This window comes from Klebsiella sp. JB_Kp042, from assembly GCF_040065275.1.
GTDB lineage: Bacteria > Pseudomonadota > Gammaproteobacteria > Enterobacterales > Enterobacteriaceae > Klebsiella > Klebsiella quasipneumoniae.
In genome coordinates this window covers 57686-77061 of the sequence record NZ_JBEAJL010000095.1, presented here as the reverse complement: position 1 = coordinate 77061, position 19376 = coordinate 57686, and the positions used below count along the sequence as shown (strand labels likewise).

Annotated in this window: 20 protein-coding genes and 1 pseudogene; 11 read left to right on the top strand and 10 right to left on the bottom strand. The window is 62.8% G+C overall.

Features of this window, described 5'->3' with window-relative positions; translation table 11 throughout:
* Window positions 1-455: 455 nt before the first annotated feature.
* From uraH to ABLV54_RS18750, 3 genes are read right to left on the bottom strand one after another with little or no spacing between them, the layout of a single operon-like run.
* Window positions 456-782 carry a hydroxyisourate hydrolase gene (gene uraH / locus ABLV54_RS18760; RefSeq protein ID WP_044523006.1) on the bottom strand — a complete coding sequence of 109 codons (327 nt, stop codon included), beginning with the start codon at window positions 780-782 and terminating at the stop codon, window positions 456-458.
* Window positions 779-1279 (bottom strand): 2-oxo-4-hydroxy-4-carboxy-5-ureidoimidazoline decarboxylase, encoded by a 501-nt coding sequence (gene uraD / locus ABLV54_RS18755; protein WP_050534227.1) that lies wholly within the window; start codon window positions 1277-1279, stop codon window positions 779-781. Before uraD ends, uraH begins: the two co-directional genes overlap by 4 nt.
* On the bottom strand, window positions 1257-2636 hold the full coding sequence (locus tag ABLV54_RS18750; protein ID WP_050534226.1) for a nucleobase:cation symporter-2 family protein: 1380 nt from the start codon (window positions 2634-2636) through the stop codon (window positions 1257-1259). Before ABLV54_RS18750 ends, uraD begins: the two co-directional genes overlap by 23 nt.
* A gap of 345 nt (window positions 2637-2981) precedes the next feature.
* Between ABLV54_RS18750 and hpxO the strand changes: the two genes are divergently transcribed.
* Window positions 2982-4136 carry an FAD-dependent urate hydroxylase HpxO gene (hpxO, locus tag ABLV54_RS18745; protein WP_050534225.1) on the top strand — a complete coding sequence of 385 codons (1155 nt, stop codon included), beginning with the start codon at window positions 2982-2984 and terminating at the stop codon, window positions 4134-4136.
* Here the strand turns inward: hpxO and hpxR are convergent.
* Window positions 4117-5040, bottom strand: a complete 924-nt coding sequence (gene hpxR, locus ABLV54_RS18740; protein WP_023289662.1) for a LysR family hpxDE operon transcriptional regulator HpxR — start codon at window positions 5038-5040, stop codon at window positions 4117-4119. The genes hpxO and hpxR overlap by 20 nt on opposite strands.
* A gap of 125 nt (window positions 5041-5165) precedes the next feature.
* On the opposite strand from hpxR, the gene hpxD reads away from it, so the two are divergent.
* On the top strand, window positions 5166-6203 hold the full coding sequence (gene hpxD, locus ABLV54_RS18735; protein WP_048297498.1) for a molybdenum cofactor-independent xanthine hydroxylase subunit HpxD: 1038 nt from the start codon (window positions 5166-5168) through the stop codon (window positions 6201-6203).
* 11 nt (window positions 6204-6214) lie between these two features.
* Window positions 6215-7189, top strand: a complete 975-nt coding sequence (hpxE, locus tag ABLV54_RS18730; RefSeq protein WP_050534224.1) for a molybdenum cofactor-independent xanthine hydroxylase subunit HpxE — start codon at window positions 6215-6217, stop codon at window positions 7187-7189.
* Here the strand turns inward: hpxE and ABLV54_RS18725 are convergent.
* Window positions 7166-8404: an MFS transporter gene (locus ABLV54_RS18725; RefSeq protein ID WP_050534243.1), complete on the bottom strand. Its 1239-nt coding sequence runs from the start codon at window positions 8402-8404 to the stop codon at window positions 7166-7168. The two genes, hpxE and ABLV54_RS18725, sit on opposite strands and share 24 nt — an antisense overlap.
* Before the next feature lie 105 nt (window positions 8405-8509).
* On the opposite strand from ABLV54_RS18725, the gene ABLV54_RS18720 reads away from it, so the two are divergent.
* Window positions 8510-9454 carry an AraC family transcriptional regulator gene (locus tag ABLV54_RS18720; protein WP_044522989.1) on the top strand — a complete coding sequence of 315 codons (945 nt, stop codon included), beginning with the start codon at window positions 8510-8512 and terminating at the stop codon, window positions 9452-9454.
* 9 nt (window positions 9455-9463) lie between these two features.
* On the opposite strand, the gene ABLV54_RS18715 is transcribed toward ABLV54_RS18720, so the two are convergent.
* The 3 genes from ABLV54_RS18715 to ABLV54_RS18705 all read right to left on the bottom strand — a co-directional run bounded on the left by ABLV54_RS18715 (window position 9464) and on the right by ABLV54_RS18705 (window position 10994).
* Window positions 9464-10219 carry a VOC family protein gene (locus tag ABLV54_RS18715; RefSeq protein ID WP_050534222.1) on the bottom strand — a complete coding sequence of 252 codons (756 nt, stop codon included), beginning with the start codon at window positions 10217-10219 and terminating at the stop codon, window positions 9464-9466.
* Between the two features lie 178 nt (window positions 10220-10397).
* The gene (locus ABLV54_RS18710) at window positions 10398-10709 is read right to left on the bottom strand and encodes a cupin domain-containing protein (RefSeq protein ID WP_023289656.1); all 312 of its coding nucleotides are present in this window, start codon (window positions 10707-10709) and stop codon (window positions 10398-10400) included.
* Window positions 10710-10730: 21 nt separating this feature from the next.
* Window positions 10731-10994: a VF530 family protein gene (locus tag ABLV54_RS18705; RefSeq protein WP_004205937.1), complete on the bottom strand. Its 264-nt coding sequence runs from the start codon at window positions 10992-10994 to the stop codon at window positions 10731-10733.
* Window positions 10995-11275: 281 nt separating this feature from the next.
* Between ABLV54_RS18705 and ABLV54_RS18700 the strand changes: the two genes are divergently transcribed.
* From ABLV54_RS18700 to ABLV54_RS18685, 4 genes are read left to right on the top strand one after another with little or no spacing between them, the layout of a single operon-like run.
* Complete coding sequence (locus ABLV54_RS18700; RefSeq protein WP_050534221.1) at window positions 11276-12304, top strand: isopenicillin N synthase family oxygenase; 1029 nt, start codon at window positions 11276-11278, stop codon at window positions 12302-12304.
* Window positions 12305-12327: 23 nt separating this feature from the next.
* Window positions 12328-13134 (top strand): MetQ/NlpA family ABC transporter substrate-binding protein, encoded by an 807-nt coding sequence (locus ABLV54_RS18695; protein ID WP_032452814.1) that lies wholly within the window; start codon window positions 12328-12330, stop codon window positions 13132-13134.
* Window positions 13131-13922: a methionine ABC transporter ATP-binding protein gene (locus ABLV54_RS18690; RefSeq protein ID WP_023289653.1), complete on the top strand. Its 792-nt coding sequence runs from the start codon at window positions 13131-13133 to the stop codon at window positions 13920-13922. The genes ABLV54_RS18695 and ABLV54_RS18690 overlap by 4 nt, the downstream gene beginning before the upstream one ends.
* Window positions 13919-14578: a methionine ABC transporter permease gene (locus ABLV54_RS18685; RefSeq protein ID WP_072096700.1), complete on the top strand. Its 660-nt coding sequence runs from the start codon at window positions 13919-13921 to the stop codon at window positions 14576-14578. Before ABLV54_RS18690 ends, ABLV54_RS18685 begins: the two co-directional genes overlap by 4 nt.
* Window positions 14579-14588: 10 nt before the next feature.
* On the opposite strand, the gene ABLV54_RS18680 is transcribed toward ABLV54_RS18685, so the two are convergent.
* Window positions 14589-15662 (bottom strand): nitronate monooxygenase, encoded by a 1074-nt coding sequence (locus tag ABLV54_RS18680; protein WP_077258888.1) that lies wholly within the window; start codon window positions 15660-15662, stop codon window positions 14589-14591.
* Window positions 15663-15736: 74 nt separating this feature from the next.
* On the opposite strand from ABLV54_RS18680, the gene ABLV54_RS18675 reads away from it, so the two are divergent.
* Both ABLV54_RS18675 and ABLV54_RS18670 read left to right on the top strand, forming a co-directional pair.
* Window positions 15737-16582: a LysR substrate-binding domain-containing protein gene (locus ABLV54_RS18675; protein WP_050534220.1), complete on the top strand. Its 846-nt coding sequence runs from the start codon at window positions 15737-15739 to the stop codon at window positions 16580-16582.
* A gap of 320 nt (window positions 16583-16902) precedes the next feature.
* Window positions 16903-17328, top strand: a complete 426-nt coding sequence (locus tag ABLV54_RS18670) for a VOC family protein (protein ID WP_050534219.1) — start codon at window positions 16903-16905, stop codon at window positions 17326-17328.
* 38 nt (window positions 17329-17366) lie between these two features.
* On the opposite strand, the gene ABLV54_RS18665 is transcribed toward ABLV54_RS18670, so the two are convergent.
* Window positions 17367-17813: a VOC family protein gene (locus ABLV54_RS18665; protein WP_044522975.1), complete on the bottom strand. Its 447-nt coding sequence runs from the start codon at window positions 17811-17813 to the stop codon at window positions 17367-17369.
* A 177-nt stretch (window positions 17814-17990) separates the two neighbouring features.
* On the opposite strand from ABLV54_RS18665, the pseudogene ABLV54_RS18660 reads away from it, so the two are divergent.
* Window positions 17991-19176: pseudogene (locus ABLV54_RS18660) on the top strand (MFS transporter).
* The last annotated feature ends 200 nt before the right edge of the window (window positions 19177-19376 follow it).

The following is a 19376-nucleotide window of genomic DNA, read 5'->3' as shown; positions in this document are numbered from 1 at the left end:
CGGTGGCGGCTGCGCCTTACCGGGCCTACGAGCTGTCTCTGCCCGCTCCGTAACGATCCAGGCCGGGCAAGCGCAGCGCCGCCCGGCAACGGGCAGCCGGCTCTGTTGCCGGCTTAATGCCCGGTGGCGGCTGCGCCTTACCGGGCCTACGAGCTGTCTCTGCCCGCTCCGTAACGTTGTAGGCCGGGCAAGCGCAGCGCCGCCCGGCAATGGGCAGCCGGCTCTGTTGCCGGCTTAATGCCCGGTGGCGGCTGCGCCTTACCGGGCCTACGGGCTGTCTCTCCCCGCTCCGTAACGATCCAGGCCGGGCAAGCGCTGCGCTGCCCGGCAATGGGCAGCCGGCTCTGTTGCCGGCTTAATGCCCAGTGGCGGCTGCGCCTTACCGGGCCTACGAGCTGTCTCTCCCCGTTGTAGGCCGGGCAAGCGCAGCGCCGCCCGGCAATGGGCAGCCGGATTTAGCTGCCGCGGTAGGTCGACCACCCGCCCGGGGCTATCAGAAACGGCAGATGGAAATGGTCATCTGTCGCCTCGCCAATGACAAAATCAATCTGCGCCCGGGTAAAAACGCTCTCGCGCCCGATGCGGGCAAACCACGCCCCCGTTTCCGCGGTTAAGCAGTAGCGCCCCGCCGGCAGCGGCGCGGCGCTGAAGGTGGCGATACGCCCCTGGGCGTTAGTCACCAGGTTCGCCAGCGTCTCGCCCTCCCGGCTCAGGCTGACCGTCACGCCTTCCGCCGGCGTGCCGGTGGAAATATCCAGAATATGGGTGCTCAGGGTACTCATTCGCCAATCGCTCCTTCCAGTCTTAACATCGTAATTTCCCGCAGCTGGGCAAGCGCCTCAGCCACTTCTTCGTCGGCGGTATGCTGCAGCCGGCGCGTCAGCGCCTGCAGCATCTCTTCGCCGCTGCGCCCTTTGGCGCGGATTAAAAACACCCGGCCAAAACGAGCCTCGTAGCGGGCATTCCCCTCCCGCAGGGCCTGCGCCAGCTTTTCATTATCGCTGTCCACCGCCGACTGCTCCTGGCGCGACATCGTCGCATGCGCCTGGCTGCCGGTCGGTTTTTCGCCGATCCGCGGATGGGCGCTGAGCGCCGCGTTCAGCTCGTTCTCCCCCCAGTCGGCCATCGCTTCCCGGGCGACCTGCAGCAGCGCTTCACGGCAGGCGAAGGGTCGCAAGCTCACCAGCGTATCGCTCCAGGTCGGGATCGCCACGCAGGGGGCCAGCAGCGCCACTGCCTCATCATGACTCAGACGGTTAAACTGTCTCAGCGCGATCATCCTGACTCCTTATCGTTTTCGTCGCCGCCTGCTCCTGCGGCAGAACAAGGTTCAGCGCTATCGCCACCAGCCCACCGCTGGTGGCCGCCGAACCGAACAGATCGCCGACCATCGGCGGAAAATGGCTGAGAAACGCCGGCACCGACTCCACGCCAAGGCCCGCGCCAAACGCCAGACCAACGATCAGCACATCGCGTCGGGTGAGCGGGTTCTGGGTAATGATCCGGATCCCCGCCGCTACCACACAGCCAAACATCACCATCGTGGCGCCCCCCAGCACCGGCGCCGGGATCTGCCGCAGCAGTTCGCCCACCGGCGGGAACAGCCCAAGCAGGATCAGAATCACGCCAATGTAGCGCCCGACATAGCGGCTGGCCACCCCGGTCATCTGGATCACGCCGTTGTTCTGCGCGAAAGTCGTGTTCGGAAAGGCGCTGAGCATCGCGGCCACCATGCAGCTGACGCCGTCCGCCAGGATACCGCCCTTCAACCGGTTGCGGAAAGCGCGATCGTCAACAGACTGTTGCGAAATCAGCGAGTTGGCCGTCAGATCGCCCACCGCCTCCAGAATACAGACCAGCGACACCAGCGCCACCGGCAGAAAAATCGCGCTGTTAAACTGAAAGCCGAACGGAAACAGCGTCGGCAGGCGAAACAGGGTGTCGCCCAGGCTGTGAAGGTGGAACTGACCGCTCAGCCCTGCCGCCACACAGCCCACGGCAATGCCCACCACCACCGAGGAGAGCCGCAGCCAGCGGTTTTTGGCGCAGCTCAGCAGGACGATAACGCCAAGGGTACCCGCCCCGAGCGCGATATTGCTCATGCTGGCGAAATCCTGCGCCTTTTCTCCACCGCACCAGTTAATGACGCTGACCTTGATCAGGCTGATGCCGATCAGCGCAATCACGCTGCCGGTAATGATGGGGGTAAAGATTTTCTTCAGCGGTTCAATAAAGCGGCTGACAATCACCGGCACCAGGGCGGCGACAAAGTTAACGCCAAACAGCATCGCCATAATATCCTGCGGCCCGCCGCCCTGCGCTTTCACCCACATCCCTCCGGCTACCGCCACGCCAAGAAAGGCGAAGCTGGTGCCCTGCATGCAGATCATCCCGGCGCCAATACCCCAGACCCGGTTGGACTGCAAAAAGGTACCGATACCCGAGGCCAGCAGCGACATACTGATGAGATACGGCAGCCAGTCGCCAAGTCCGAGGGTGGCGCCGATAATCAGCGGCGGCGTGATGATCCCCACCAGACCCGCCAGCACATGCTGGAGGGCGCTAAAAAAGGCCGCAAGCGGTGGGATCCGCTGTTCAAGGCCGTAAAGCAGGGCGCTGTGATGTTCGTCAGACATGGTGTTATCCCGTAGCAAAGAGAAGTGCAAGAGCTTCTGCACAAAGCAGGCCAGAGACGACCAACGCAAACGAATAAATTTATTAATACTTTAAAATCATTCAGTTAAATCACTCCAGTCATGTCTCGCACCCCACCGCTGCGGAACCAGAGTGCTGAAACGATAGATTCCTAATGCAACATATAGAAACTTTTGATTCATAAAAAGGCAACCAATGCGTCACATTGCACCGATGTGGTGCGTCATGACCTATCGCTGTGCCTCAGGCCGGCGGTTTTCCACCTTCCGGCGAACTGGTACGCAAATTGCTGTAGTCAGTCACAACATCGGGAGAAGGAGAAAAAAATGAAAGCAATCGTGATTGGCGCCGGCATCGGCGGCTTAAGTGCGGCAGTAGCGCTCAAACAGTCGGGGATCGACTGCGAAGTCTATGAAGCGGTGAAAGAGATCAAACCGGTCGGCGCGGCGATTTCCGTGTGGCCCAACGGCGTGAAGTGCATGGCCCACCTCGGCATGGGCGATATCATGGAAACCTTCGGCGGACCGCTGCGCCGTATGGCGTATCGCGATTTCCGCAGCGGCGAGAACATGACCCAGTTCAGCCTCGCGCCGCTGATCGAACGTACCGGCAGCCGCCCCTGCCCGGTCTCCCGCGCAGAGCTGCAGCGGGAAATGCTGGATTACTGGGGACGGGAAAGCGTGCAGTTCGGCAAACGCGTCACCCGCTGTGAAGAAAACGCCGACGGCGTGACGGTGTGGTTTACCGACGGCAGCAGCGCAAGCGGCGATCTGCTGATTGCCGCCGACGGCAGCCATTCCGCGCTGCGTCCGTGGGTGCTCGGCTTTACCCCGCAGCGCCGCTACGCCGGCTACATCAACTGGAACGGTCTGGTGGAAATAGATGAAGCGCTGGCGCCCGGCGATCAGTGGACCACCTTTGTCGGCGAAGGCAAGCGCGTCTCGCTGATGCCAGTCTCCGCCGGCCGGTTCTACTTTTTCTTTGATGTGCCGCTGCCGGCGGGTCTGGCGGAGGATCGTGACACCCTGCGCGCTGACCTCAGCCGCTACTTTGCCGGCTGGGCGCCGCCGGTGCAGAAGCTGATCGCCGCCCTCGACCCGCAGACCACCAACCGTATTGAAATCCACGATATCGAACCATTCAGCCGCCTGGTGCGCGGTCGCGTCGCGCTGCTGGGCGACGCCGGACACAGCACCACCCCGGATATTGGCCAGGGGGGATGCGCGGCGATGGAAGATGCGGTGGTACTGGGCGCCGTTTTCCGCCAGACCCGCGATATTGCGACCGCCCTGCGCGAGTATGAAGCCCAGCGCTGCGACCGGGTCCGCGATCTGGTACTGAAGGCGCGCAAGCGCTGCGATATCACCCACGGAAAGGATATGCAGCTCACCGAAGCCTGGTACCAGGAGCTGCGGGAGGAGACCGGTGAGCGGATTATCAACGGCATGTGCGATACCATCCTCAGCGGGCCGCTGGGCTGACGGTCGCCATGGATTCAATCACCGCGCTCAGCGTCTGAATGGCCATCTGCGCAGGACGCGATAGCTGACGAGAAGGCGCAGTGCACAGCGCCAGGGTCAGCGGCCGCAGCAGTGTACTGCGCAGCGGGACAAAGGCCAGCTGGCCGCGCTGAACCTCGTCCAGCACGTCGAGCAGGCTGAGGAGCGTCACGCCGCTGCCGCGCAGCACCAGCGACTTAATAAGCCGGATATCATTGCAGCTGATGGTATTCTCCGGCGCAAAGTCATGGTGGCGATAGAGAAGCGCCACCCGCTCATGAACGATCAGCGGCGCGCCGGGCACGATGTGCCGCTCAAGGCTGAGCTCGCCCAAAGACAGAGCCCTCGCCCCCGCCAGGGGGTGGTCCGGGCGCATCACAATCCCCACCTCCAGTTCGGCAAAGGCCAGCACGCTAAGTCCGGCCTGCCCCTGCGGATCGAGGATCAGACCGACGTCCAGATCCGCCTGACGCACTTTCTGGCTGACGGTGTGGCTGTCGGCCACCTGCAGATCCAGCTCCAGCCACGGCCAGCTGGCGATAATCTCCGCCAGCGCGGCGGCGAAGCCACCTTCCGCCAGCGCCTGCACCATACCGACGCTGACGCTCCCGCGCTTCATCCCCTGCAGCTCATCAAATTTCTGCCGGGTCTGGCGAAACTCCTTCTGCCAGCGCAGCAGATTGTCATACAGCAGTTCGCCCGCGGTGGTCATCCGCAGTCCCTCCGGCAGCCGCTCGAACAGCGGTGTCCCGAAGGCCTCCTCGGCCTGCAGGATCTGGCGGTTAATCGCCGAGGCGGAGATATGCAGCTGCTCGGCGGCCCGGCGCAGGCTGCCGCAGCGGGCCACGGCGATGAAATAGTGGGCGAAACGGGAAAATGGACTCATGGCGACCCTGTACTCTTTTTTGCAACAGCAGAGTGAATTAATGGTGATGGATGTGAACACCCTAATATGACAACAATAATCTCACAACAATAAAACAATCACCGCTGTGAGCAGGAAGAGAAATCATGAAGACAACCATCCCCACGCCCCCCGCCCATTGCACCTTTGATCCAGAGGACTGGCTGCGGCTGGCCCGCTGCTGGCACCCGGTGGCCCGCGCCTGCGATATTGGCGGCGCCCCGGTGAAAGCCACCCTGCTGGACGAACAGCTGGTTATCTATCGCATTAAAGGTCAGGTGGTGGTCGCCCGCGACGTCTGCCCGCACCGCGGCGTCCCGCTGACCCTGGGGTTTCATGAAGAAGAAGGCATCGTCTGCCCCTATCATGGCCTGCGCTTTGGCGAGGATGGCCGCTGCAACCGCATCCCCTCCAGTCCGGGGCAACCCATTCCAGCCAAACTGCATCTCACCAGCTTCGCCGTGGAGGAGCGCTACGGGCTGATCTGGACCTGTCTGGCCTGCGATCCGGACAATCCGCCGCCGTTACCGACCATGCCGCACTGGGACGACGCCGGCTTTCAGCAAATCAACTGCCCGGCCTTCGAGGTGAAGGGCTTTGCCGGCCGCCAGGTCGAAGGCTTTCTCGATGTCGCCCACTTTGCGTGGATCCACACTGATACCTTCGCCGACCCGGACAATCAGCAGGTGCCGGACTACACCCCGCAGGAGACACCGTTCGGTTTTGTTGCCGACTACTGGAGCTCGGTGGGCAATTACCCGGCCAGCTCCGATTTCCGCGCGCCGGAAGGGTTCCAGTGGCTGCGTCACTTTGAAATGCATCTGCCCTTCACCGCCACGCTGACCATCCATTTCCCTGCCGATGCGAAGCTGGTGATCATGAACGCCGCCTCGCCGGTGTCGTCGCGCGTGACGCGGATGTTCGCCCCTATCGCCCGCAATTTTGACCTGCATGTGCCGGTGGAAGACGTTCATGCGTTCAACCTGCGGGTGTTTGAGGAGGATCGCCTGATGGTTGAGACCCAGCGCCCGGAGCGGCTGCCGCTGGATCTGACCCTGGAGGCGCATATTCCGGCAGACCGCAGCTCTATCGCCTACCGGCGCGGGCTGAAGAAGATGGGCTTTGGCGATTTCTTTCTGGTATGAGTGGAGGTCTTATGCGCGACATACTCCCGGTGGTGGTCGATGGCCTGTGGCGCCAGGGCGCGAAAAATCTGGCCGTTCGTCTGGTGAGCGCCGATGGGCAACCGCTGCCGGCGTGGACGCCCGGCGCCCATATCGACCTCCATCTCCCCTGCGGGCTGATCCGTCAGTATTCGCTGACCGGCAGCCCGGCCGGGCGGGATCACTATCTGCTATGCGTCGCCCGCGAGGCGCAGTCGCGAGGCGGCTCCCGTTATATTCATGACACCCTGCGCCCGGGGCAGCCCTTGCTGATCTCTGCCCCGCGCAACCACTTTCCCCTGCGCGGGGGCGGCCACGTGGTGCTCCTCGCCGCCGGGATCGGCATTACGCCGCTGCTGGCGATGGCCTATGCCCGGGCGACGTCCGGCGCCAGCTTTACGCTGCACTACTACGTCAGCCGCGCGCAGGAGGCCGCCTTCGCCACCGAGATCGCCAGCCAGCTCACCGGCGGAACCTGCCTGATCCACTGCTCTGCCGACGGACAGAGTCCGCGCCTGCGGCTGGCGCAGGATCTGGGCGCGCCGGACGCCGACACCCGGGTCTATTTCTGCGGACCGGCAGGGTTTATGAACCAGGTGCGCGACACCGCGCTGGCGGCCGGCTGGGCGGAGGCGCAACTGCACAGCGAAGCGTTCCAGCCGCCCGCCCCGACGGCGGCCTCGGCGGCGGACGGAACCTTCACCATCACCCTCGCCTCCACCGGGGAGCGCTGGCCGGTACCGGGGGACAAAACCATCGCCCAGGTGCTGCAGGAGCATGGCGTCGACGTGCCGCTCTCCTGCGAGATGGGGATCTGCGGCGCCTGCCTGACGCCGGTGCGGGAGGGAACGGTCGACCACCGGGATACCGTGCAGTCGGAGGCGGAAAAACAGGCAGCGGAGCAGCATATTGCGCTGTGCTGCTCCCGCAGCCTGTCGGCCAATTTAGTTATCGATCTCGCGGGATAAGCGACCGGTCTCCGGCTGTTCGGCGCGGGCGACCGGTTTCACCCGCACGGCGGTGAAGACCACGACCATCGCGGTCAACAGCAGCACACCGCTGCCGGTGAAGACGCCGCTGGCGCCGTGCAGATCGAACACCGCCCCGCCGCCGGCGGCGCCGGCGCTGATGGCCAGCTGAATAGAGGCCACCAGCAGACCGCCCGCGCTTTCCGCCTCATCCGGCACGGTGGTGGCCAGCCAGGTGGACCAGGCCACCGGCACCAGACCGAAGGCAAACCCCCAGAGGGCGACCAGCAGCCCGTCGAGCACGCTCAGATGGCCAAACGTCACCATCAGCAGCGCCAGGACGCTCATCATCAGCGGCACCAGCGCCAGGGTCAGACGCAGGCTGCGGCTCAGCAGATAGCTCGCTACCGAGGTGCCGATAAAGTTAGCGATACCGAAACCGAGCAAAATCAGTGAAACGCCTTCAACGCTGGCCTGCGCGACGGTCTCAAGGAACGGACGCAGGTAGGTGAAGAAGGCGAAATGGCCGCTGAAAATGAGGATCGATGCCAGCATGCCGCCCAGCATACCGGGACGGCGCAGCACCCTGAACAGCGTGGAGAAGGTGCCAACGCTTTCCGGGCGCATGGAGGGCAGCACCCACAGCTGCCAGAGCAGCGCCAGCAGGCTGGGTATCGCGCAGAGAATAAACACGTTGCGCCAGCCGATCAGCTCCCCGAGGTAGCTGCCGAGCGGCGCGGCCACCACGGTGGCGACAGACACCGCGGAAAAGATGATCGCCAGCGCCTTCGGCACATGGGCCGCCGGCACCAGACGCATCGCCGTGGCGGTGGACATCGCCCAGAAACCGCCGATGGCGATCCCCAGCAGCAGACGACCGAGCAGGAGAAACGCCAGCGAACCGGCAAAAGCGACCATCAGGCTGGAGACAATCTGCAGCACGGAAAAAAACATCAGCACCCAGCGGCGGTCGATATTGCGGGTGGCGGTGGCGATCAGCAGGCCGGTGACTAACGCCACCAGCGCCGTGGCGGTCACCGCCTGCCCGGCCATCCCTTCGCTGACGCCGAGGCTGCTGGCCATCGGCGTTAACAGGCTGGCGGGCAGAAACTCGGCCACGATCAGGCCGAACACCCCGAGGGCCAGGGCATAGACGGCACGCCAGGCAGGCATGACGGGTGTCAGGTTTGCGTCAGCAGCTATGCAGGAAGTCATATACATCTCTCCAGGTTTATTAACATCCTGGTCATCTTAGGGGCTTACCCCTGGACGATATATGATGCATACTCTTCAGTTATTGATTATTCGTCCGGAATTACCATGAGCCAGCCTACAATCGACCTGACCAGCGAACTGCTGCGCGGTATGCGCCTCTCCGGCGTGAATTACCGGCGCATCGAAACCTCCCGCCCGTTTGGCGTCGGCTTTAGCGCCGTGGCGGGCAAAGCCCAGTTCCATTTCATCAGCCGCGGACCGGTGCTGCTGCGCATGGCCAGCGGAGAACAGTTCACCCTGGAGAGCGGCGACGCGCTGTTTATTCCTAACGGCGACGGACACGCCCTGCTCTCCGATCCGCAGGCCGCGGTGGTAAATGTGGCGCAGCTGAACAGCGAAACGGTGTGCAGCACGGTAAGTTGCATCAACGCTGGCGGCCAGCCTGACTGCCCGGAGCGCGCCGTGATTTTCAGCGGTTGCATGGACTTTGAGCTCGGCGGCATGCAGCCGCTGGTGAAGGCCATGCCCGAGGTGATGCGGGTGAGTTGTCTGCTCCACACCTGGCCGGAGATCCAGCCGCTGCTGGCCGCAATGGAGCGGGAATCGCTCACCCGCCAGGCGGGCTATGCCGGGATCCTCGCCCGGCTGGCGGACGTGGTGGCCGCGCTGATTGTCCGCGGCTGGGTGGCATGCGGGTGCGGTAACGCCACCGGCTGGGTGCAGGTCCTGCGCGATCCCCGGCTGGCGAAAGCGATCTACGCCATGCATCAGCGTCCGGGCGTGAACTGGAAAGTGGAAGATCTGGCGCGGGAGGCGGGGCTGTCGCGCTCTCTCTTCGCCGAGCGTTTTCTTGCCGCCACCGGCACCACCCCCGCCCGCTATCTGACCGAGCTGCGTATGCGGCTGGCGGTGCAGTACATCACCCACGAAGGCCAGGCGCTGGAAAAGGTGGCCTTCCGCCTCGGGTATCAGTCGCTGGCGGCCTTCAGCCGGGCTTTCAAACGCATCACCGGCCAGCCGCCGGGGGCCCTGCGCGCCACGGCACGCTAGAGTCAGCCTTTATATAAAGCGATACACGCCGTTGCCAACGCGAAAGCGTTGCCCCTTAAGCGCCGGGTGGGCGACGCGAAACACCAGTTCGGTCAGCTGGTTGGCGGCTCCTTCGCGGAAAGTAAACCACTGGCCGCCCACGTCCAGCCCCTGCTCCCCCTGTGGCGGGAAGCCCAGCAGCGCCTGCCAGCGATCGCGCACCGCCTGCGGATTGTCCACCTCGAACACCGCCTGCTCGAGCACAATGTCGCCCAGCGGATGAGGCACGTCCAGCCCCTGGGCGCGCAGCCGCGCCAGCCGGGTCTCGTCGTCTTCTCCCCACTGCAGCACAAAAGGATAGACCAGCCCGTCGGTGTCGCCATCGATGGTGAAGATGCGCCAGCGGATGACATTGCCCTGCGGATCGTGGCGCTGGCCATCGACGATCGGTGACACCGCCAGCCCCTTGCGACGCAAGTGGTCATGGGTGGCGTCGATGTCGTCGCTGCGCAGCGCGACACGAAACAGCGCTTCGTTCTCCGGCAGCAACCGCGCGGCATCCCGTGAGAGCAAAAACCTGTCCGTCGCGGCGCGCAGTTCGTCCGGGTCGGAAATGGCGAGGAATTCGATATAGGTCAGGCCAAAATAGCTCAGCGCATTGCGGGTTCCCCACCCCGGATGGCGCCCGCCGGCCACCGCCCGCAGCTGCTGTCCGGCAAAGGTTTCAATCGCCGCTTCCGGCTGATTCACAAACTGTACTGCGTGGTCCCACTGCAAGGTTGCCATGATCTCTCCCGCGGTTGTGCCTGTTCAGGCGTCTGCGGCAAAAGATAGTGCTGGGGTGAAGGGAATGGCAAACAAGAATTAAGTATATCGAAAGCTGGATACGTGATTTATATCAACGCGGTATATGGAGTCTGACAGGCGATGAAACGGCGGACTCACGAATGGCCCGCCGGCGGGATCAGACCGACCCTTCTTTCTCAATCACCAGAATACGCGCCGCCCCCTGGGGATGAGCGACATGCTCGCATCCCACCTCGGCGTAGAAGATATCGCCGGCGTTCAGCACGATCACCTGCTCCTCGCCGTTGACTTTCACATGCATCGCCACCTGACCATCCATGACGGCAAACACCTCCTGACCGTCGTTGATGTGCCAGATATAGGGTTGGTCGGTCCAGTGCAGGCGCACGGTGGTGCCGGAAAAATTGGCGATATCCAGTGCGCCCCACGCGCGGTCGGCGGTGAAATCTTTACTGCTCCAGCTCTGCATAATGATGTCCTGTGGTAAGGGTTATTTTTTCTGCCAGTTTGCCCATGGATCCGCTTTCTCTGCCGGCGCATCGTCGTCGAGCGAAGCCAGATACATCGCCTCCACCTCTTTGCGCGCCCACGGCGTCCGGCGGAGAAATTTCAGGCTGGACTTGATGCTGGGATCGCTTTTAAAGCAGTTAATGTTGACCTGGCGGGCCATTTCCGCCCAGCCGTAGCGCGCGACCAGGGCATTGAGCAGCGCTTCCAGCGTCACGCCGTGCAGGGGATCTTTTGAACTGTGCATGAGGATACATCCGTTCCGCATTAAAAAAGTGCGCCCACCTTACTGGCTCTCGGTGACAGGCGCAACGGCTTCAGTTCGCCCTTACGCCTTTATCTATTTAACGCAAAAGCACTGAACCCCGCGCGAACATAAATTAGAAAATAACGTTATTGGTTGATTATCTGGCCCTGAGGCAAGCTGTGCTCAGCCCCGAACAGAGGAAATCACCATGCGCTGCTGTTGTGCCCGAACCCTGAACCTGAATCGACCCATAACATATTATCCCGTTTTCGGAGAACACCATGAACGCGACAACCCTGCCGATTCTCGATCTGGCCCGCTACGCGGACCCCGCGAATAAAGCGGCCTTCCTGGCCGACCTGCGCCACGCCGCCCGCGACATCGGCTTCTTTTATCTGATCAACCACGGTGTCGACGACGCGCTTCAATATGAAGTTCAGCGCCAGTCCCAACGCTTTTTTGCCCTCGATGAGGCGCAAAAACAGCAGGTGGCGATGATCTACTCCCCCCATTTTCGCGGCTATAACCGCGCGGCCTCTGAGCTGACGCGCGGCCAGCCTGACTGGCGAGAGCAGTTTGATATCGGCGCCGAACGTCCGGCGCTGACCCTCAGCGATGACGCCCCGCGCTGGCAGCGCCTGCAGGGTCCGAATCTGTGGCCTGCCGCCCTGCCGTCGCTTAAATCGGTATTACTTCACTGGCAACAGCAGATGACCCAGGTGGGGATCCGCCTGCTGCGCGCCTTTGCCGAAGCGCTGCAGCTCCCGGAGAATGCCTTTGACCAACTCTATGGCGACAAACCCAACGAGCATATCAAACTGATCCGCTATCCCGGCCAGCAGGAGACGCAAAGCAGCCAGGGCGTCGGCGCCCATAAAGATTCCGGTTTTCTCAGCTTCCTGCTGCAGGACGAACAGAAAGGGCTGCAGGTTGAGGTGGCGCCCGGGCAGTGGATCGACGCTGTGCCGCTGGCCGGCAGCTTTGTGGTCAATATTGGCGAACTGCTGGAGCTGGCCACCAACGGCTATCTGCGCGCTACCGTTCACCGGGTGGTGTCGCCGCCGGCGCAGCAGCAGCGCCTCTCCATCGCTTTCTTCCTTGGCGCCCAGCTTGACGCGGTGGTGCCGGTTTATACCCTGCCGCCCGAGCTGGCGCGTGAGGCGCGCGGTCCGGACAGCGACCCGCACAATCCGCTGCTGCGCGATGTCGGCTGGAATTATCTCAAGGGCCGTCTGCGTTCCCATCCGGACGTGGCGGAACGCTACTATCAGGACGTGTTTCGCGAACGCGCCGAGCAATTGATCGTTTAACCATAACTAAAAAGGAACACACCATGAAATATGCCGCTTTTAAACTGGCAGGGGTCGCACTGTCTCTTTCTCTGGCATGGACGTCTGCCCAGGCCGCCGCGCTGCGCGTCGCCGCGGACCCGGTTCCCCACGCGGAGATCCTCAACTACATCAAAAAAATCGATCCCAGCCTCGATCTGAAGGTGGTGGAGCTGACCAGCGGGGTCAACGCCAATGAACTGCTGGCCAGTGGCGACGTGGATGCCAACTACTTCCAGCATGTTCCCTACCTGAAGGATCAGGAAAAAGCGCTGGGTAAAACCTTTGCCGTCGCGGCCACCGTGCACATTGAGCCGCTGGGGATCTACTCGCATAAACATAAAAATTTCTCGTCGCTGCCGGACAACGCCACGGTGGCGGTGCCGAATAACACCACCAACCTGAGCCGTGCGCTGTTCCTGCTGCAGGCGCAGAAGCTTATCAAGCTGGACCCTAAATTTACCGACCCGGCCACCACTCTGGCGACGCCGAAGGATATTGTCGAGAACCCGAAACACCTGAAGATCCTGGAGATTGAATCGCCGCAGATCCCGCGCTCCCTCGACGATGTCGACCTGGCGGTGATTAACGGTAACTACGCCCTCGAAGCCGGGCTGGTGCCGGCGAAAGACGCTCTGGGGCTGGAAAGCGCCGAGCATAACCCCTACGCCAATATCCTGGTGACCACCCCAGCCCTGGCCAATGACCCGCGCATTAAGGCGCTGGCGAAAGACCTGACGTCGCCGCAGGTAGCGGAGTTTATCCGTAAAAACTACAACGGCTCGGTGATCCCGGTGGCCCCTCAGTCATGATAACCATCGAAGGGCTGAGCAAAACCTACGCCGGAACCGGCCGACCGGCGCTGAACGATATCGCGTTACAGATCCCGAAAGGGGCGATATACGGCATTCTCGGGCGCAGCGGCGCCGGCAAAAGTACGCTCATCCGCTGTCTCAATTTGCTGGAGCGGCCCACCTCGGGCCGCATTCTGGTGAACGGACAGGATATTACACAGCTGAACAAGGCGGCGCTGCGGGATTATCGCCTGCGTACCGGGATGATTTTCCAGCACTTCAATCTGCTGCATGCCCGCACCGTCGCCGACAACATCGCGGTGCCGCTGGAGATAGCCGGGGTGCCGCGGGCCGCTCGCGAAGCGCGGGTGCGCGAACTGCTGGAGCTGGTGGATCTCAGCGACAAGGCCGCCGCCTTCCCGTCTCAGCTTTCCGGCGGGCAAAAACAGCGCGTCGGCATCGCCCGGGCGCTGGCCGCCCGACCGGAGGTGCTGCTGTGCGATGAGGCGACCAGCGCGCTGGATCCCGAGACCACCGCCTCGGTGCTGGCTCTGCTGGCGGATATTAACCAGCGGCTCAATCTGACCATTGTGCTGATAACGCACCAGCTGGAGGTGGTGAAAACCATTTGTGACCACGCGGCGCTGCTGGAACAGGGCGAAATTGTCGAAAGCGGCAAACTCGCCGACCTGCTGGTGACCCCGTGGTCGCGGCTGCGTCAGTCGCTGCTGCACGACCCGCAGGCTGAACAGGATTTTCTTACCCGTCACGGCGTTCAGGGGAGGCCATTATGCGGAGTAGCATGAGCTGGGAAGATTTGTGGCCGTTATTACTCGACGGCACGCTGGATACACTCTATATGGTGGGCCTGGCGGCCCTGTTTACCGTGCTGATCGGGCTGCCCACCGGTGTGTTGTTATTTATTTCCCGCGCCAATGGCCTCGCGCCGATGCCGAAACTGAACGCGCTGCTGGGGGCGGCGATCAACATCGGCAGATCGTTACCGTTTATCGTGCTGCTGATCGCGCTGATCCCTTTTACCCGCCTGATCGTCGGCACCACGCTGGGCAGCACCGCCGCTATCGTGCCGGTGACCATCGGCGCCTTTCCGTTCTTTGCCCGTCTGACGGAAAACGCGCTCGACGAGGTGGATTACGGGAGAATCGAAGCCATTCTGTCGATGGGCGGCAACGTCTGGCACGTGATTTTTAAATCTCTGCTGCCGGAAGCCCTGCCGACGCTGCTGGCCGGGATTACGCTGACCATCGTGATGCTGATTGGCTTTTCGTCGATGGCCGGGGTGATCGGCGGCGGCGGACTCGGCGACCTCGCCATCCGCTACGGCTATCAGCGGTTCAATAATGAGGTGATGTTTGGCACGGTGCTGATCCTGGTGGCGATGGTTCAGGGCGTACAAATGGCCGGCGATCGGCTGGTGCGCCGCCTGGCACACCGCCGCTAACCGTCAGATATTAATTCCAGCCGCACTCAGCCGCCAGCTGGCGGACCAGACTGGCGGCGTCACACTCGCGGATCAACCCCACACCCTGCCCGGCCCAGTGCGCGCCATACTCATGGACGCCCTGGGCTTTCGCGGCGGCGGCCAGCGCTTTGCCGATATCATATGCCAGCGGATAATCCGGCACAGCGCTCGCCGGACAGGCTTCCCCCACTGCGCAGAAGGTATTCGCCAGACAACGTGCCGGACGCCCGGATATCGCTGAGGTCAGTACCGTACGCCCGTCAATGCTGTTAGCGATCGCCGCGCGGTAGCCGGCGTCGGCGGCCGATTCCGGACAGAGTAAAAACGCCGTGCCGAGCTGAGCGCCCTGCGCCCCCAGCTGCATCACGCTGGCGATCCCCGCGCCGTCCATGATGCCCCCGGCGGCGACCACCGGGATGGTCAGCCGACGCCGCAGATGTTGCACCAGAGTAAAGGTGCTCATCTGCGCATCTGGCTCCTGCGGGTCGAAGATCCCCCGGTGTCCGCCCGCCTCAAAGCCCTGAGCGACCACCACGTCAATCCCCTGCTGCTCAATGATCTGCGCCTCCTTAAGCGACGTCGCCGTGGCCAGAGTGACGATCCCCTGCTGTCGCAGGCGCTGGATCGCCTCGCGCTCAGGAAGGCCGAAATGGAAGCTCACCACCGCGGGTGAGAGATCGAGAAGCAGCTCCAGCATGGCGGTGTGGCCGATAAACGTCTGGTATATCTCCCTAAGCGACGCCGGAGGGATACTGCCAAAGCGGGTAAAATGGGGGCGCAGCGTCTCAGCCCAGTCCGCCTCCCGTCGGGCGTCGCGCCGGGGCGGCGCATGGCAAAACAGATTGACATTGAACGGCCGGTCCGTCAGCTGGCGGGTGGCGACGATCATCGCTTCCGCCTGGGCAACGGTTGAAGCACCCAGCCCCAGCGAACCCAGCGCCCCGGCATGACTCACCGCGGCAGCCAGCGCGGGGGTGGAGACGCCCGCCATCGGGGCCTGGATCAGGGGGTAGTCAATATCAAGAAGCGAAAGCAGTGAATTTTGCATGGGTTCCTCGTTCATGAGCGATGCCGGAGGCTTACCATCTCTTTTAAAGATGATAAGATCAACATCATTATCATATTGAGAATAAAAATATGAACCACAGCACACTGCAGATTTTTATCCAGGTGGCCGACACGCAAAGCGTCACTCTGGCAGCAAAACGGCTTGGCCGCGCCCAGTCCAATATCACCACCCGTATTCAGCAACTGGAGGAGGAGCTTGCCGTGGAACTCTTCGTCCGCGGCAACAAAAAAATGGTGCTGTCGCCGGCAGGCGTTCAGTTTCTCAGCTATGCCCGGCGGATCCTGAGCCTGGCGGAAGAGGCAAAGCAGAGTCTGCATCCAACCACGCCCGGCGGCAGCCTGCGGCTGGGCGCGATGGAGGCGACCGCCGCCAGCCGTCTGCCGCCGCTGCTCACCCGCTTCCAACAGCGGTGCCCGCAGGTGGATGTCACGCTCAGCACCCGGCCGACCCGCCAGTTAACCGAGGGGGTATTAACCGCCGCCCTTGATGCCGCGCTGGTCTGCCTGCCGCCAGGGACGGATGGCCAACCGGCTTGCCCGCCCGGCCTGGGATCTGTCCCGGTGTTTCAGGAAACCCTGATGCTGGTCCGTCCGCAGAGCGCTGGCCCGCTGCGGTTCGCGGCATTTGCCAGCGGCTGCAGCTATCGGGCGCTGGGAGAGCGCTGGCTGGCGGAACAACAGGCGGCCGTCGAGGTACATGAGGTGAGCTCCTATCACAGCATGCTGGCCTGCGTGGCCTCCGGGCGCTACGCCTGCCTGTTGCCGCAGAGCGTGCTGGTGCTGATGACGCTTCCCGAAAACAGCCTAAGTGAACCGCTGTGCGAGGCGACCACCCAGCTTATCTGGCGCCAGGGGTTCAGCACCTCCGCCCTCAGCGAGTGGCGCATCCTGTTGCAAAGCGCCGCGAACGGCTAAGCTAAAAGAGGAAACCGCGACGCACTCGCCGGAGGCGAACCTGAGCTCTTACCGACAAACGCAGAGGCGTTTTGCCGCTACAGTATCCACCCGAGCGACAAAATCGTATTCGCCAGGTCGCGGCCATGATGCCGCTTTTTTGCCGGGTGGCGGCTGCGCCTGACCCGGCCTACATGGCGGGGCTTAGCCGGCTAAAGGGATCCTCCGCTCCGTAGGCCCGCGCAAGCGCAGCGCCGCCGGGCGACGGGTCGCGGCCATGATGTCGCTTTTTGCCGGGTGGCGGCTGCGCCTGACCCGGCCTACGCCTTTTGGGAGTCATTATGTCGTTCTGCCACATGCGCATCGCCAGACCGGTCAGCGAACTGGAGAGCACCGCCAGCATGTATTGCGCCGGGCTGGGGCTGCAGCAACTTGGAAGCTTTACCGATCATGAAGGATTCAGCGGGTTGATGATCGGTTCGCCGGATGCCAGCTGGCATCTGGAATTCACCCACTGCCGCCACCATCCCGTTACCCCCTCGCCAGGAGATGAAGATCTGCTGGTGCTGTACTATCCGCAGCCTGAGGCCTGGAAGGCACAATGCAGCGCCATGGACGCCGCCGGGTTTCTGCGCGTCACGGCATTCAACCCCTACTGGGAGGTCAACGGCGTCACTTTCGTCGACCGCGACGGCTATCGCACCGTGCTGCAAAACCGCGCCTGGGGGGAAGTGCGAAACGTTTCACATCACGAGGAGCCTCAATAACCTCCCTGAGGTGACCCGCACCGCGCCCGGCGGGGGCGTTAAGCCTGTTCCGCCCGCAGCCACGGCGTCACGGTAAGCCCGGCCAGCAGACCTTCCGGACTGAGCAGACGGGTGACGGTCTGCCCCCACGGCTCGTCGCGCGCGGCAACAAGGAGGTGGTACCCCTGCTGCTGCAGCTGCGCCGTCGCCGCGGCAAGGTCGCGGACCTCAAATTCAATCCACGCCTGCGGCACCGGCTCCGTCTCCGGCCACTGCTCCTGACCAAAACAGGACTGCGCCGCCTGCGCCAGCGGCCACAGCGCAAAATGCTTCACCCCGCCAATGGCATCCTGCTCGCTGAGCAGATACGCCTCGTTACCCGGCATCGGCTTCAGCGGCAATCCCAATGCCTGACAATAGAAATCACGGCTTTGCGAGGTGCTTTGGGTAATAGGGCCGAAGCCCGCAATGAACATAACGTCAATATCGGCGAATTCCTGGGACATATACTCTCCTCAAGGCGGCGGCAAGATACCGTCATCATGCCCCGAAGCCGGCGTCAGCGGCAACACCGTTAATGACGGCGGCGAGGCCATCGATCACGGATAAAACGCCCTCGCCACTCGCCAGCCTCTTCGCGGCGCGTTATGCTAAACATCCCTATGTATTAACCCTTTATCCCTATGAGCACTTCCGTCAGCACCACGCAACTTAATCTGCGCATCATTTCGATCGTTGTTTTTACCTGTATCTGTTACCTCTCCATTGGTCTGCCGCTGGCCGTTCTGCCGGGTTATATTCACTATCAGCTGGGCTACAGCACCTTTGTCGCCGGGATCGTGATCAGCCTGCAGTACATCTCGACGCTGATAAGCCGGCCGCACGCCGGGCGCTACCGATATCTGGGGCCCGAAAAAAGTGGTTAGCCTCGGGATCGTCTGCTGTCTGCTCAGCGGCGCCTTCACGCTGCTGGCGGTAATGTTGCAGGCGATGCCGATGCTGGCGATTGCCGCGCTGTTGGCGGGCCGGGTGTTTCTTGGCGTCGGCGAAAGCTTTACCGCCACCGGCGCCACGCTCTGGGGGATCAAAACCGTCGGCGCGATCCATACGTCGCGGGTGATCTCCTGGAACGGCGTGGCAACCTATGTGGCGATGGCGGTCGGCGCGCCGTTGGGGGTCACCCTTAACCAGTATTTCGGCATCAGCGGCTTTGCCACGGTGGTGGTGCTGGTCGCCGCCATCGGCCTGCTGTTCGCCCGCACGCGGCAGGACGTCAGCGTGACCGCCGGCGTCAGAGCCCCCTTTCACGCGGTGGTGCGCAAAATCTGGCCTTATGGGCTGGGGCTGGCCTTTGGCACCGTCGGTTTCGGCGTTATTGCCACCTTTATCACCCTCTACTTTGCCGCGCACAGCTGGCAGGGCGCCGCGTTTACCCTCTCGCTGTTCAGCGTCGGCTTTATCTGTGTTCGCCTGGTGCTGGGGAACACCATCACTCGCTATGGCGGGGTCCCGGTATCCCTGGCCTGCTTCGTCATCGAATGTCTCGGCCTGCTGCTTATCTGGCTGGCGCCGTCGGCCTGGGTGGCGGGGATCGGCGCCTTTCTCACCGGCTCGGGTTTTTCGCTGGTCTTCCCGGCGTTGGGGGTTGAGGCGGTAAAACAGGTGGAAGAGCAAAACCAGGGGACCGCCCTTGGCACCTACTCGGCGTTCCTTGATCTCGCGCTGGGGCTGACCGGGCCGCTGGCCGGCTGGGTCGCCGGTTACTACGATCTCGCCACCCTGTATCTGCTGGCGGCAATCGTCGTAGTGTTCGCTTTCCTGCTGATTTTACGCGTATATCTGCAACAGCGGGCCGCGGTCAGGACGTAGCCAGGCCCGGCTCGCGGAACGCCGCGGGCCGCCGACACCGGCAAAAAACGAATCGGCAATTGACGACGATTCGGCTTCCGTGCCAACATCCCCTCCAGCGTCTGGCGACAGATGCAAGGACGGTGGCGGAAAACAACAGAGATCGCGCAACGATCCGGCCCGCCGCCGTAGTCCAATCCGAATCACTGACCCACACGGTG

What these genes read in the sequence shown, in the direction of transcription:
- ABLV54_RS18690 (WP_023289653.1), top strand. Translation starts at nt 13,131, where the DNA reads ATGATAACCATCGAAGGGCTGAGCAAAACCTACGCCGGAACCGGCCGA.
- ABLV54_RS18705 (WP_004205937.1), bottom strand. Translation starts at nt 10,994, where the DNA reads ATGCACAGTTCAAAAGATCCCCTGCACGGCGTGACGCTGGAAGCGCTG.
- hpxE (WP_050534224.1), top strand. Translation starts at nt 6,215, where the DNA reads ATGCGCGACATACTCCCGGTGGTGGTCGATGGCCTGTGGCGCCAGGGC.
- ABLV54_RS18675 (WP_050534220.1), top strand. Translation starts at nt 15,737, where the DNA reads ATGAACCACAGCACACTGCAGATTTTTATCCAGGTGGCCGACACGCAA.
- ABLV54_RS18715 (WP_050534222.1), bottom strand. Translation starts at nt 10,219, where the DNA reads ATGGCAACCTTGCAGTGGGACCACGCAGTACAGTTTGTGAATCAGCCG.
- ABLV54_RS18665 (WP_044522975.1), bottom strand. Translation starts at nt 17,813, where the DNA reads ATGTCCCAGGAATTCGCCGATATTGACGTTATGTTCATTGCGGGCTTC.
- ABLV54_RS18700 (WP_050534221.1), top strand. Translation starts at nt 11,276, where the DNA reads ATGAACGCGACAACCCTGCCGATTCTCGATCTGGCCCGCTACGCGGAC.
- uraD (WP_050534227.1), bottom strand. Translation starts at nt 1,279, where the DNA reads ATGATCGCGCTGAGACAGTTTAACCGTCTGAGTCATGATGAGGCAGTG.
- ABLV54_RS18750 (WP_050534226.1), bottom strand. Translation starts at nt 2,636, where the DNA reads ATGTCTGACGAACATCACAGCGCCCTGCTTTACGGCCTTGAACAGCGG.
- ABLV54_RS18680 (WP_077258888.1), bottom strand. Translation starts at nt 15,662, where the DNA reads ATGAACGAGGAACCCATGCAAAATTCACTGCTTTCGCTTCTTGATATT.
- ABLV54_RS18695 (WP_032452814.1), top strand. Translation starts at nt 12,328, where the DNA reads ATGAAATATGCCGCTTTTAAACTGGCAGGGGTCGCACTGTCTCTTTCT.
- hpxD (WP_048297498.1), top strand. Translation starts at nt 5,166, where the DNA reads ATGAAGACAACCATCCCCACGCCCCCCGCCCATTGCACCTTTGATCCA.
- uraH (WP_044523006.1), bottom strand. Translation starts at nt 782, where the DNA reads ATGAGTACCCTGAGCACCCATATTCTGGATATTTCCACCGGCACGCCG.
- ABLV54_RS18725 (WP_050534243.1), bottom strand. Translation starts at nt 8,404, where the DNA reads ATGACTTCCTGCATAGCTGCTGACGCAAACCTGACACCCGTCATGCCT.
- ABLV54_RS18720 (WP_044522989.1), top strand. Translation starts at nt 8,510, where the DNA reads ATGAGCCAGCCTACAATCGACCTGACCAGCGAACTGCTGCGCGGTATG.
- ABLV54_RS18710 (WP_023289656.1), bottom strand. Translation starts at nt 10,709, where the DNA reads ATGCAGAGCTGGAGCAGTAAAGATTTCACCGCCGACCGCGCGTGGGGC.
- hpxR (WP_023289662.1), bottom strand. Translation starts at nt 5,040, where the DNA reads ATGAGTCCATTTTCCCGTTTCGCCCACTATTTCATCGCCGTGGCCCGC.
- ABLV54_RS18685 (WP_072096700.1), top strand. Translation starts at nt 13,919, where the DNA reads ATGAGCTGGGAAGATTTGTGGCCGTTATTACTCGACGGCACGCTGGAT.
- hpxO (WP_050534225.1), top strand. Translation starts at nt 2,982, where the DNA reads ATGAAAGCAATCGTGATTGGCGCCGGCATCGGCGGCTTAAGTGCGGCA.
- ABLV54_RS18670 (WP_050534219.1), top strand. Translation starts at nt 16,903, where the DNA reads ATGTCGTTCTGCCACATGCGCATCGCCAGACCGGTCAGCGAACTGGAG.